General features: G+C 64.1%; 9 protein-coding genes. 8 read left to right on the plus strand and 1 reads right to left on the minus strand.

Annotated elements, in window-relative coordinates:
• The first annotated feature begins 101 nt into the window (after positions 1 to 101).
• The 3 genes from ABB27_RS16630 to ABB27_RS16640 all read left to right on the plus strand — a co-directional run bounded on the left by ABB27_RS16630 (position 102) and on the right by ABB27_RS16640 (position 5,560).
• Positions 102 to 3,272 carry an efflux RND transporter permease subunit gene (locus ABB27_RS16630; protein ID WP_057629999.1) on the plus strand — a complete coding sequence of 1,057 codons (3,171 nt, stop codon included), beginning with the start codon at positions 102 to 104 and terminating at the stop codon, positions 3,270 to 3,272.
• 123 nt (positions 3,273 to 3,395) lie between these two features.
• Positions 3,396 to 4,133 (plus strand): SDR family oxidoreductase, encoded by a 738-nt coding sequence (locus ABB27_RS16635; protein WP_057630001.1) that lies wholly within the window; start codon positions 3,396 to 3,398, stop codon positions 4,131 to 4,133.
• Positions 4,127 to 5,560, plus strand: a complete 1,434-nt coding sequence (locus tag ABB27_RS16640; protein WP_057630003.1) for an efflux transporter outer membrane subunit — start codon at positions 4,127 to 4,129, stop codon at positions 5,558 to 5,560. Before ABB27_RS16635 ends, ABB27_RS16640 begins: the two co-directional genes overlap by 7 nt.
• Positions 5,561 to 5,835: 275 nt before the next feature.
• Here ABB27_RS16640 and ABB27_RS16645 read toward each other — a convergent pair whose 3' ends face one another.
• Positions 5,836 to 7,332, minus strand: a complete 1,497-nt coding sequence (locus ABB27_RS16645) for an aminotransferase class III-fold pyridoxal phosphate-dependent enzyme (protein ID WP_057630011.1) — start codon at positions 7,330 to 7,332, stop codon at positions 5,836 to 5,838.
• A gap of 118 nt (positions 7,333 to 7,450) precedes the next feature.
• On the opposite strand from ABB27_RS16645, the gene ABB27_RS16650 reads away from it, so the two are divergent.
• The 5 genes from ABB27_RS16650 to ABB27_RS16670 form a co-directional block, all read left to right on the plus strand.
• Positions 7,451 to 7,882 (plus strand): Lrp/AsnC family transcriptional regulator, encoded by a 432-nt coding sequence (locus tag ABB27_RS16650; protein ID WP_057630013.1) that lies wholly within the window; start codon positions 7,451 to 7,453, stop codon positions 7,880 to 7,882.
• A 116-nt stretch (positions 7,883 to 7,998) separates the two neighbouring features.
• Positions 7,999 to 9,042, plus strand: a complete 1,044-nt coding sequence (gene queA, locus ABB27_RS16655; protein ID WP_057630005.1) for a tRNA preQ1(34) S-adenosylmethionine ribosyltransferase-isomerase QueA — start codon at positions 7,999 to 8,001, stop codon at positions 9,040 to 9,042.
• Positions 9,043 to 9,135: 93 nt separating this feature from the next.
• Positions 9,136 to 10,218, plus strand: a complete 1,083-nt coding sequence (locus ABB27_RS16660) for a Fe(3+) ABC transporter substrate-binding protein (protein WP_083491362.1) — start codon at positions 9,136 to 9,138, stop codon at positions 10,216 to 10,218.
• 69 nt (positions 10,219 to 10,287) lie between these two features.
• Complete coding sequence (locus ABB27_RS16665) at positions 10,288 to 11,940, plus strand: ABC transporter permease (protein WP_057630007.1); 1,653 nt, start codon at positions 10,288 to 10,290, stop codon at positions 11,938 to 11,940.
• Positions 11,930 to 12,436 (plus strand): ABC transporter ATP-binding protein (locus ABB27_RS16670; RefSeq protein WP_152984644.1); only part of this gene is annotated, 507 nt, incomplete at its 3' end. The genes ABB27_RS16665 and ABB27_RS16670, both read left to right, overlap by 11 nt.

A 12,436-nucleotide genomic window follows, 5' to 3' on the forward strand; every position in this document is an offset into this window, starting at 1 on the left:
CCAACTCCGTTTGCCGGCGTGGCTGCTGGCCGACTGCTTCTGCATCCGATCGGGTGCGGGCAGGTCGGCTGCAGCCAGCGCCGGCTCTGAAAGGACTTCCCATGGATTTTTCCAAGTTTTTCATCGACAGGCCGATCTTCGCGGCGGTGCTGTCGATCATGATTTTCGCCGCAGGATTGGTCAGCATTCCCTTCCTGCCCATCGGTGAATACCCCGACGTGGTGCCGCCATCGGTGGTCGTGCGCACGGTCTACCCGGGTGCCAACCCCAAGGTGATTGCAGAGACCGTGGCAACACCGCTGGAAGAGGCCATCAACGGCGTTGAAGGCATGATGTACTTCAAGTCGGTGGCCGGTTCCGATGGCGTGCTGCAGATGACCATCACCTTCCGTCCCGGTACCGATCCCGACGAGGCCGCGGTGAAGGTGCAGAACCGCGTTGCCCAGGCGCTGGCGCGCTTGCCCGAGGACGTGCGGCGGCAGGGTGTGACCACCCAGAAGCAGTCGCCGACCTTCCTGATGGTTGTGCACCTGACCTCGCCAAAGGGTACCTACGACACCTTGTACCTGCGCAACTACGCGCGCCTGCACGTCAAGGACGGATTGGCACGTATCCAGGGCGTGGGCGATGCACAGATCTTCGGTGGCGGTGACTACGCCATGCGTGCCTGGCTGGATCCGGACAAGGTAGCTGCACGCGGCTTGACTGCCAGCGACGTGGTCGCTGCGATCCGCGAGCAGAACGTACAGGTCTCCGCCGGCCAGCTGGGCGCCGAGCCGATGCCGAACAGCCAGTTCCTGACCCTGATCAACGCCCAGGGCCGCCTGCGCAGTGAGCAGGAGTTCCGTGACATCGTGCTCAAGAGCGGTGCGGATGGCGAAGTGGTGCGTTTGTCGGATGTGGCGCGTATCGAACTGGGCGCGGGTGACTACACCATGCGCTCGCAGCTGGATGGCAAGAACGCCGTCGGCATCGGTATCTTCCAGTCGCCGGGTGCCAACGCGCTGGATATCCGCGATGCGGTGATCGGCCAGATGGATGAGCTGCAGAAGAGCTTCCCGGCCGACGTGAAGTACGAGGCGGTGTACGACACCACCATCTTCGTGCGTGACTCGGTCAAGGCCGTGGTGAGCACCTTGCTTGAAGCCATCGCACTGGTGGTGCTGGTGGTCATCCTGTTCCTGCAGACCTGGCGCGCATCGATCATTCCGCTGATCGCGGTGCCGGTGTCGGTGGTGGGTACGTTTGCGGCGCTATACCTGCTGGGCTTCTCGATCAATACGCTGAGCCTGTTCGGGCTGGTGCTCGCCATCGGCATCGTGGTCGATGATGCGATCGTGGTAGTGGAAAACGTCGAGCGCAACATCGAGGAGGGCTTGTCGCCAACGGCCGCCGCGCACCAGGCGATGAAGGAAGTCTCTGGCCCGATCGTCGCGATCGCGCTGGTGCTGTGTGCGGTGTTCGTGCCGATGGCGTTCCTGTCGGGCGTCACTGGCCAGTTCTACAAGCAGTTCGCGGTGACCATCGCCATTTCGACGGTGATCTCGGCGATCAACTCGCTGACCTTGTCGCCGGCATTGGCAGCACGTCTGCTCAAGCCGCATGGTGCCGCCAAGGATGCGCCGAGCCGTGTGATCGACAAGTTGTTCGGCTGGATATTCCGTCCGTTCAACCGCTTCTTCAAGACCAGTTCGGAGAAGTATGAGCGCAGTGTGTCGCGCATCCTGGGCCGTCGTGGCGCGGTGTTCGTGGTCTATGCGGTATTGCTGGTCGGTACCGGCGTGATCTTCAAGCTGGTGCCGCCGGGCTTCATTCCGACCCAGGACAAGCTGTACCTGATTGCCGGTGTGAAGCTGCCGGAAGGTTCCTCGCTTGCGCGTACCGATGAAATGCTGCGCAAGGTGGCACAGATTGCTCGGGAAACCGAGGGTGTGGCCCATACCATTTCGTTCCCGGGCTTGAATGCCTTGCAGTTCACCAATACGCCGAATACCGGTGTGGCCTTCATTCCCCTCAAGCCGTTCAGCGAGCGTCACGGTCGTACCGCTGCGCAGATCAATGCCGAGATCAACCAGAAGATCGCTGGCCTGCAGGAGGGCTTCTCGTTCTCGATGATGCCGCCGCCGATCCTCGGCCTGGGCAACGGTAATGGCTACCAGATGTTCATCGAGGACCGCGGCAACCTGGGCTACGGCGCCTTGCAGAATGCCTTGCAGGGCATGCAGGGTACGATCTCGCAGACGCCGGGCATGGCCTATCCGATCACCAGCTACCAGGCCAATGTGCCGCAGCTGGATGCAGAGGTGGACCGGGTCAAGGCCAAGGCGCAGGGCGTGAAGCTGACCGAGTTGTTCGACACGCTGCAGACCTATCTGGGTTCGGCCTATGTCAACGACTTCAACCAGTTCGGGCGTACCTGGCAGGTGATCGCGCAGGCTGATGGCCAGTTCCGTGACAGCGTGGAAGACATCGGCAAGCTGCGTACCCGCAACGACCGCGGTGAGATGGTGCCGATTGGTTCGATGGTGACAGTCAAGGAAACCTACGGCCCGGATCCGGTGCTGCGCTTCAATGGTTACCCGGCGGCCGATCTGGCCGGTGAAGCCGATCCGCGCATGCTGTCCTCGGCGCAGGCGATGACCAAGCTCACCGAAATCGCAGGGCAGGTGTTGCCGGCCGGCATGGCCACCGAATGGACCGACCTGAGCTACCAGCAGGCTACCCAGGGCAAGGCTGCTTTCATCGTGTTCCCGGTGTCAATCCTGCTGGCTTTCCTGGTGCTGGCTGCGCTGTATGAGAGCTGGTCGCTGCCACTGGCGGTGATCCTGATCGTACCGATGACCTTGCTGTCGGCCTTGTTCGGTGTATGGCTCACCGGTGGCGACAACAATGTGTTCGTGCAGGTTGGTCTGGTGGTGCTGATGGGTCTGGCGTGTAAGAACGCCATTCTGATCGTCGAGTTCGCCCGCGAACTTGAGATGGGCGGTCATGGCATCGTCGAAGCGGCGCTGGAAGCCTGTCGCCTGCGCTTGCGGCCGATCGTGATGACCTCCATCGCCTTCATCGCCGGCACCGTGCCGCTGGTGTTCTCGCATGGCGCAGGTGCCGAGGTGCGTTCGGTGACGGGTATCACGGTGTTCGCCGGCATGCTGGGCGTGACCTTGTTCGGCTTGTTCCTGACCCCGGTGTTCTACGTGGCAGTACGCAAGTTCATGTCTCGCCATGGCCATAGCAAGCTGGTCCAGCACGGTGAGCCAACCCTGCATCACTGAGGCCGTTGAAGGGCTGCGGGAGGCGGCAGATGGCTGCCTCCCGCGCCTCACGGTACGGCCGGATCGTGGGCCAGGACGGACTGATTCCGGGCCTGCATCAACTCATCCCCCAAGGGAAAACGAATGAAAACCCAAAGCACAAAGATCGCATTGGTTACCGGTGCCACCCGCGGCATCGGTCTTGAAACCGTACGTCAGCTCGCCAGCGCAGGCGTGCATACGCTGCTGGCTGGGCGCAACTACGAGACCGCCGTTGCGCGGGCGCTGGAACTGCAGGCCGAAGGCCTGCCAGTGGAAGCGCTGCGGCTTGATGTAGACGATACCGACAGCATCGCGGTGGCGTTTGAACACGTGCAGCAGCGACATGGTCGTCTGGATATCCTGGTCAACAATGCCGGTGTGCTGGTTGATGACCTGCAGGCCGGTGCCAGCGGCCAGTCACTGGATACCTGGCGCAGCACCTTCAACACCAATCTGTTCGCCGTGGTTGAACTGACCACCACATTGCTGCCCTTGCTGCGCAATGCGCCGGCTGCACGCATCGTCAATGTATCCAGCAATCTGGCCTCGTTGACCCTGCACGCGCAGCCGGGTTCGGAGGTCTATGGCTTCCTGGTGCCTGCCTACAATGCGTCCAAGAGCGCGCTCAATGCCTGGACGGTGCAGTTGGCGCACGAGTTGCGCGAGGGCCCGATCAAGGTCAATGCGGTGCACCCGGGCTACGTCAAAACCGACATGAACGGTGGTCAGGGTGAAGTCGATGTGGCCGAGGGCTCGCGTTCCAGTGTAGCCATGGCACTGATCGGCTTCGACGGCCCCAATGGCAGCTTCAGCCATCTAGGGGAGTCGCTGCCATGGTAACGCGCATCCTGGTGACGGCGATGGCCACGGCCTTGCTTGCTGGCTGCATGACGGTAGGCCCGAACTACAAGGCGCCGCCGGTGGAGCCGGTACACCTGCAGGGCTCCGGCGACGCCGCCTTCTCCACCGAAATACCGGTGGCGAGCTGGTGGGCGCAGTTTGGCGATCCGGTATTGGAGCAGTTGGTGTATGACGCGCTCGGTGACAATCTGGATCTGCAGATTGGCTTGGCACGGGTACGTGCCGCACGTGCGGTCTTCACCGAGAAGCGCCTTGACCAGCTGCCGCATGTCACTGCAGGTGGCAGTCAGGATAGGCGCATGCAACCCGACCCACTGGCCGGTGGTGAGCGCGTCTTCACTGAAACCTATCAGCTTGGCTTCGATGCAGGCTGGGAGCTGGACTTGTTTGGCCGGCAACGGCGTGCTGCTGAAGCTGCGCGCGCCGACCTGGGCGCCGAGCGCGACAGCCTTGCCGATGCGCAGGTGATGGTGGCGGCGGAAGTCGCGCGCAATTACTTCGAGCTGCGCGGTTCGCAGAAACGGATTGCAGTTGCCCGCGACACTCTGGTCAATCTGCATGAGACCCAGCGCTTGACCGAAGCCCGGTTTGAGCTGGGCGCTGGCAGCGAGCTGGATGTGCAGAGCAGCCGCGCCCGTCTGAAGGCGATCGAAGCGGATATTCCGCTGCTTGAGGTTGCCGAGGTGCAGTCGCGGCATCGACTGGCGGTGCTGCTGGGGCAGCGCCCGGGTTCGCTGGATGCACTGCTGCAGCCGCGCGAAATACCTGCTTTCGCCAAGGCCTTGCCCTTGGGTGATACCAGCGACCTGCTGCGTCAGCGTGCCGATGTGCGGATGGCCGAGCGCCGGCTGGCAGCTGCCACCGCGCGGGTCGGCGTGGCCACGGCGGATCTGTTTCCGCGGATCAGCCTGAGTGGCTTCGTCGGCTTTCTCGGTGGCAATGCCAATGGCCTGGTCAACGGCAACAACAAGGCTTGGTCGTTGACGCCATCGATCAGCTGGGCGGCATTCGACTTCGGCACGGTGCGTGCACGCCTGCGTGCCAGCAAGGCGCAGGCCGATGGCGCCGCTGCCGAGTATGAGAAGGCCGTGCTGCTGGCGCTGGAGGATACCGAGAATGCGTTGACGCGCTATGCCAAGGAACAGGCACGTCTGCGCATCGTGGTCGACCAGGCCGAGGCCGCCGGTCGCGCTGCTGCCTTGGCCGAAGTGCGCTACCGCGAAGGCTCGGAGGATTTCCTGGCCTTGCTGGATGCACAGCGCAACAAGTTGCAGGCCGACGATGCATTGGCGCAGGCGCAGGCCTCGGTCAATGTTGGTGTGGTCGGGATTTACAAGGCGCTGGGCGGCGACAGCCGGCCTTCGTCTGCAGTGGCTACCGCCAGCGTGGGCGCGACCAAGGGCTAGCGTCCGCGTAGGTAGGCGATGTGCGGCTGCCTGCGGCACGATGGGGCAGGCAGCCGCAGGCGCGTCGGACCACACGCGCGTGATTCGACGTGCTTGCATACGCCGTTCTTGAAATTTCTGGTGCTTGCCGGCGTAGTGGTGTGTTTGCAAAGCCGGCGCCGATTGGCAACACCATCATTGTGCCGCGACGTTGAATGCTGGCGTATTGGCGCGGTGTTGTCTGAGAAACAAAAAGGCGGCCAGTGGCCGCCTTTTTGCTTGTATCGGTGTGCAGATCAGGCGGCGTTGGCCTGCTCGCGGCGCGGCCCTTCGCGCAGTGCGCGGCCGACCATGTCGACCAGGATGTCCAGCTCTTCTTCATCCATGCCGAAATGCGGGGTGAAGCGCAGCGAGTTCTCGCCGCCGTGGATGACATTGACGCCGTGCATGCGCAGCCACTCTTCGGTGGAGCCGGCGCCATAGCACTTGAACTGCGGGGCCAGTTCGCAGGAGAACAGCAGGCCGGTGCCCTGCACCTTGGTGATCAGGCCGCCCAGCTTGTCCTTGAGCGCTTCCAGTTTCTGCACGGCCTGTTCGCCGCGCAGGCGGATGTTCTGGCGCACTTCCGGCGACAGCCGGGCGAGGGTGGCGCAAGCCACATCCAGTGCACGCGGGTTGGTGGTCATGGTGTTGCCGTACACGCCCTTGCGGTAAAGCTTGGCGGCGTGTTCGGTCACGGCCAGTACCGACAGCGGGAACTGCGCGCCGTTCAAGGCCTTGGAATAGGTTTCCATGTCCGGCGGGTCCAGCGTTTCGTAACCCGGGTAGTCGACGAAGGACAGCGTGCCGTGCGCACGCAGTGCGGCCTGGATGGAGTCGATCAGCAGCAGGCTGCCGTGCTCGCGGGTCAGTTCGCGGACCAGCTTGTAGAAGCTGGCCGGCACTGCGCGGCCCGGGTCGCCTTCGCCCATCACCGGCTCCAGGAACACTGCCTCGATGAACCAGTTGTTGCTCTTGGCATCGGCGAATACCTTGCGCATCGCCGCTTCGTCGTACGGTGCAACGGTGATGACGCTGTTCTCGCCGCGGTAGCTGGCCAGGTGCTGGTCATAGGCCTTGCGACTGGAATCCGAATACAGCGCCGGGCGATCAGTACGGCCGTGGAAGCTGCCCTTGATCACCACGCGCTTGATGGTTGCACCGGCGTGCGGGGCACCCGGATCGGTTTGCAGCTTGGCATTGATATCGGCAATACGTGCGGCCAGGCCGACGGCCTCGGAGCCGGAGTTCAAACACATGAAGTGCGAGAACGGGCAGCCGCCACGGCTGTGGCCGATTTCCTTGCGCATGGCCTGCACGAAGCGGCGCTGGGCCAGGCTGGGCGTCATGATGTTGGCCATTACCTGTGGCTTGGCCGCTGCCGCCATCACATCGGCCGGGGTGTGGCCGAAGCCGAGCATGCCGTAGCCGCCGGCGTCGTACAGCACCGCGCCCTTGAGCGAGATCACCCACGGACCGCTGGCGGCCAGGGCGATATAGGGGACGATGGCGTCGTCGGCATAGAAGTTGACGAAGCCAGCCTGCATGGCGTCGATCTGGTCTTTTTCATCCAGATCCAGCAGATCGGCGGCTTCGGCCTTGATCCGGGTGTATTCGCTGGCGGCGGCCTGGATGGCGGCTGCCAGGTCGGGATGAGCAGCGGCCAGGCGTTCAACGCTGGCGTCGTCCAGGCCTGTGGTCAGGCGGCTGCCGGCGTGCGCGCGAAGCGGGGCGAGGGGGCCGAGTACGGTCATGCTCATCTCCAGAAGTTTCTTGTATATACCCATTATGTGGAGATTCTGGTCATATGGCAGCTATGATCTCGACATATTTTCGGGTAATTTCGTCGAATCGACGAAGCTGGTTAGCAATGTGAATATTTCCCCCGCCGACGAACGCCTGTTGTCCGTACTGCGCGAGGACGCGCGCGCGTCCACCGCGCAGATTGCCCGCCGCCTGGGGCTGTCGCGGACCACGGTGCAGAGCCGCATCGATCGGCTGGAACAGCTGGGGGTGATTGCCGGCTACACCGTGCGCACCCACGAGGACTACGAACAGGGCCAGGTGCGCTCGCACGTATTGATCACGGTGCTGCCAAAGAAGATGCCGGCCGTGGTCAAGGCGCTGCGCGACATCGCTGAAGTGCGCTCGCTGCACTCGGTCAGTGGCAACCATGACCTGATCGCGATGGTGGTGGTGGGCGGGGTCAGCGAGATGGACGTGGTGACCGATGCGATCGGCGCGATTGATGGTGTGGAGCGGACCAACAGCGCGATCATTCTTTCGACCAAGTTCGAGCGCTGAGCGGGCAGGGGCTGGAGCGGCGGCTGTCGGCGCTGAAGCGCGCAGCTACAGCCTGAAAACCGGCCCGTCTCTCATCGGGAGCTACAATAGTCGGCTCCCCGTACGAAGTTCCGGCCTTGAAGAAGTCCGATTTCACCTATGACCTGCCTGAGGAATTGATCGCCCAGGCTCCCTTGGCCGAGCGTTCGGCCAGCCGTCTGCTGCTGGTGCCGCCGGCGCCGGGCGCGTTCGACGACCGCCATGTCAGCGATCTGCCGACCTTGCTGCAGCCCGGTGATCTGCTGGTGTTCAATGACACCCGGGTCATTCCGGCGCGCCTGTTCGGGCAGAAGGCCAGTGGTGGCCGCGTCGAGATCCTGATCGAGCGCCTGTTGGGCGGCCAGCAGGCGCGTGCGCAGATTGGCGCCAGCAAGTCGCCCAAGCCCGGCAGCCGTATTCAGCTCGATGCCGGTGGCGAAGCCGAAGTGCTGGGGCGCGATGGCGAGTTCTACGTGCTGCGTTTCGACATCCCCGAGTCGCTGGAATCCTGGCTGGTGCACGAAGGCCGGCTGCCGCTGCCGCCCTATATCCATCGCGAGCCCGGTGTTGACGATCGCGAGCGTTACCAGACCGTGTTCGCCAAGCAGGTAGGCGCCGTGGCTGCGCCAACTGCCGGTCTGCATTTCGACGAGCCACTGCTGGCGCGCCTGCGCGAGGGCGGCGTGCAGTTCGGCCATATCACCCTGCACGTGGGTGCCGGCACCTTCCAGCCGGTGCGGGTGGATGACCTGTCGCAGCATGTGATGCACCGCGAATGGCTCAATGTCGGTGCCGAGCTGGTGGAGCAGGTGCGCCGCACCCGCGCTGCCGGTGGCCGGGTGATCGGCGTCGGCACCACCGTGGTGCGGGCACTGGAGAGCGCAATGCGCGAGGGCGAGCTGCATCCGTATGCCGGCGAAACCCAGATCTTCATCACCCCGGGCTACCGCATCCGCAGTGTCGATGCGATGGTCACCAACTTCCACCTGCCGGAAAGCACCTTGCTGATGATGATCAGCGCGTTTGCCGGCAAGGCACGGGTGTTCGAGGCCTATGCGCACGCCATCGAACAGAAGTACCGCTTCTTCAGCTATGGCGATGCGATGCTGCTGTTCCCTGCCGGCGAGGGTGCGGCTGTTTGACGCAGTGCGCGGATGGATCAAATGAGATAAGTTCTCATTTGATCCGTGTCCGGCCATTGTGGCCGGGACCGACGACCACTTCCGGAGTAATCCATGCGCCATCCGAAGCGTGCCGCCGGCCATCTGGCTGCCCTGTGTTCCCTCGTCCTGCTTGGCGCCTGCGCCAAGACCGGTGACAACCCTGCCTCTGCCAGTGCGCCGCAGGCGTCCGCTGGCGCTGGTGAGGTCAACCTCTACACCACCCGCGAACCTGCGCTGGTACAGCCGCTGCTGGATGCTTTCACCGCCGATACCGGCATCAAGGTCAACACGGTTTTGCTGAAGGACGGTTTGACCGAGCGGCTGGCTGCCGAAGGCGAGCGTTCGCCTGCCGACGTGCTGATGACGGTCGATACCGGGCGTCTGCTCGACGTGGTCGAAGCCGGTCACACCCAGGCGGTGAAATCGCAGGTACTTGAAGCTGCCATCCCGGCGCACCTGCGCTCACCGGAAGGCCAGTGGTTTGCGTTGTCGCTGCGTGACCGGGTGGTCTACGCCGACAAGGACCTGGACCTGAGCGGCTTCACTTATGAAGACCTGGCCGACCCGAAGTGGAAGGGGCGGGTTTGCATCCGTTCCGGCCAGCACCCGTACAACACCAGCCTGTTCGCAGCGATGATCGCGCACGATGGCGCGGAGAAAACCGAGGCCTGGTTGCGTGGCGTGAAGGCCAACCTGGCACGCAAGGCCGCCGGCGGTGACCGCGACGTGGCCCGCGATATTCTTGCCGGTATCTGCGATATCGGCGTTGCCAATGCGTATTACGTTGGCCGGATGAAAAATGCCGAGGAAGGCTCCGAACAGCGCAGCTGGGGCGATGCCATCCAGGTGGTGCGGCCGGTGTTTGCCAGCGCGGCCGATACCGGCACCCACGTCAATATTTCCGGTGCCGCAGTGGCTCGCCATGCCCCCAATCACGACAACGCGGTCAAGCTGCTGGAGTATCTGGTCAGCGACAGCTCGCAGAGCCTGTACGCCCGTGCCAACTACGAATATCCAGTGAAGCCGGGCGTGGCGCTGGACCCCGTGGTTGCCAGCTTCGGCCAGATGAAGGTGGACCCGCTACCCCTGGCCGAGGTGGTGGCCAACCGCAAGCTGGCCAGCGAGCTGGTGGACAAGGTCGGCTTCGATAATTGAACCTGCGGGTTCCCGACAGGCCGGCGCCACAACGGTGCCGGCCTGTTGCTTTGTGATGGATAGTGTTTGATGACGTGGCGATGGAATCCGTGGCTGCTGGGTGCGGTAGCGGTGGCAGCACTGATGCTGGTGCCGGTGCTCGGCCTGGCTTGGGCCGCCAGCGATGGCAGCGCCGGGCTGTGGGCACACCTGTGGGCCAATGTGCTGCCCACGGCCTTGCTCAACACCGGCTTGTTGCTGCTGGGTGTTGGGGCGCTGGTCTGTGTGCTGGGCACCGGCAGTGCCTGGCTGGTGACCGCTTTTGCATTTCCTGGGCGCAGGCTGCTGAGTTGGGCCTTGTTGCTGCCGCTGGCGGTGCCGACCTATATCGCTGCCTTTGCCTATCTGGATGTCCTGCATCCGCTGGGTCCGGTGCAGGGGCTGATCCGCGACCTGTTGGGCTATGACAGTCCGCGCCAGTTCCGTCTGCCGGACATCCGCCATCTCGGTGGCTGCATCGTGCTGCTGGGTTTCGTGCTGTATCCCTACGTGTACCTGACCACCCGCGCCTTGTTCATGACCCAGGCCGCCGGCCTGTTGGAAGCGGCACGCAGCCTTGGCGCCACGCCCCTGCAGGTGTTCTGGCGGGTGGCTTTGCCATTGGCGCGGCCGGCCATCGCGGTAGGCGTGGCCTTGGCCTTGCTGGAAACACTCAACGATATCGGTGCCTCCGAATTCCTCGGCGTGCAGACGCTCACCGTCTCCATCTACACCACCTGGGTCAGCCGTGGTGACCTGGCTGGCGCGGCGCAGATCGCCTTGGCGATGCTGGTGGTGGTGGCCTTGTTGCTGGCCCTGGAACGGCTGGGGCGGCGCCGGCAGCGTTACGCAAGTGTGCTGCGGCCGCGTCCGTTGCAGCCGCAACAGCTGCGCGGCGGTCGCGCAGTGTTGGTGCTGTTGCTGGTGTCGTTACCGGTGCTGCTGGGCTTTGTGGTGCCGGCGGCCTATCTGCTGTGGGAATCGATAGCACGGTTGCAGGTAGCCGGCATCTCGCCCCAGTTGCTGGTCGCGCTGTGGAACACCGTGCGGGTGGCATTGCTGGCAACGTTCGCCGCGATGGTGCTGGGTCTGCTGGTTGCCTGGGCGCTGCGCCTGGCGCAGGCGCGGCGAGGGCAGTGGCTGGCTGCGGCCAGCAGTCGCATCGCCACACTCGGCTACGCCATACCCGGCACGGTGTTGGCGATCGGGCTGTTGCTGCCGCTGGGTGGATTGGATTCCATGGCCAGCCGGCTGCTGGTCGTGTTCGGTGGCCAATCGCAGATGCTGCTGATGGGCTCGGTGAGCCTGTTGGTGCTGGCCTATACGCTGCGTTTCCTTGCCGTGTCGGTGGGAGGCATCGAGTCCGGTCTGGCACGCATTCCGCTCTCGCTGGATCAGGCAGCTGCCAATCTGGGCGAGCGGCCGGCCGGCATGCTGCGGCGGGTGCATCTGCCATTGCTGCGCCCGGCCTTGGCCGCTGCCGCATTGCTGGTGTTCGTCGACACCATGAAGGAACTGTCGGCCACCTTGGTGCTGCGGCCGATGAATTTTGAAACCCTTGCTACCTGGTTGTATGCCGAAGCCGCGCGCGGCACCTACGAGGAAGGCGCGGTGGCGGCCTTGTTGATCGTCGTCAGTGGCCTGTTGCCGGTGATTCTGCTGGCGCGCGCGGGCGCGGCCTATGGAGTGGAAAATGCACGTTGAGACGCAACTCGTATTGGACGGTCTGCAGATCGGCTATCCCACCGCGGGCGGCTTCAAGCAGGTGGTGCAGGGCTTGTCGCTGCGGCTGGAACGCGGCCAGATCGGCTGCCTGCTGGGTGCTTCCGGCTGCGGCAAGACCACGGTGCTGCGCAGCATTGCCGGCTTCGAGCCGCTGCAGCGCGGCCGCATCGAACTTGCCGGCCGCTGCCTGGCCACGGCCCAGCAGGGGCTGCCGGCCGAGCAGCGCCGGGTTGGCATGATGTTCCAGGAATACGCACTGTTTCCGCACCTGGATGTGGCCGCCAACATTGGTTTCGGCCTGCGCGGGCTGCCGCGTGCGCAGCGCCAGGCGCGGGTGCAGGCCTTGTTGCAGCACGTGGCATTGCAGGGGCTGGATCGGCGCTACCCGCATGAGCTGTCCGGCGGTCAGCAGCAGCGCGTGGCGCTGGCCCGTGCCTTGGCCCCGGCGCCGGACCTGCTGTTGCTGGACGAGCCG

The organism is Stenotrophomonas terrae (assembly GCF_001431465.1).
In the GTDB taxonomy this organism is placed as follows: Bacteria; Pseudomonadota; Gammaproteobacteria; order Xanthomonadales; family Xanthomonadaceae; genus Stenotrophomonas; species Stenotrophomonas terrae.

Bases quoted from the DNA above. Each gene is read 5' to 3' on its own strand.
- ABB27_RS16630 (WP_057629999.1), top strand. From the start codon at position 102: ATGGATTTTTCCAAGTTTTTCATCGACAGGCCGATCTTCGCGGCGGTG.
- ABB27_RS16635 (WP_057630001.1), top strand. From the start codon at position 3,396: ATGAAAACCCAAAGCACAAAGATCGCATTGGTTACCGGTGCCACCCGC.
- ABB27_RS16640 (WP_057630003.1), top strand. From the start codon at position 4,127: ATGGTAACGCGCATCCTGGTGACGGCGATGGCCACGGCCTTGCTTGCT.
- ABB27_RS16645 (WP_057630011.1), bottom strand. From the start codon at position 7,332: ATGACCGTACTCGGCCCCCTCGCCCCGCTTCGCGCGCACGCCGGCAGC.
- ABB27_RS16660 (WP_083491362.1), top strand. From the start codon at position 9,136: ATGCGCCATCCGAAGCGTGCCGCCGGCCATCTGGCTGCCCTGTGTTCC.
- ABB27_RS16665 (WP_057630007.1), top strand. From the start codon at position 10,288: ATGACGTGGCGATGGAATCCGTGGCTGCTGGGTGCGGTAGCGGTGGCA.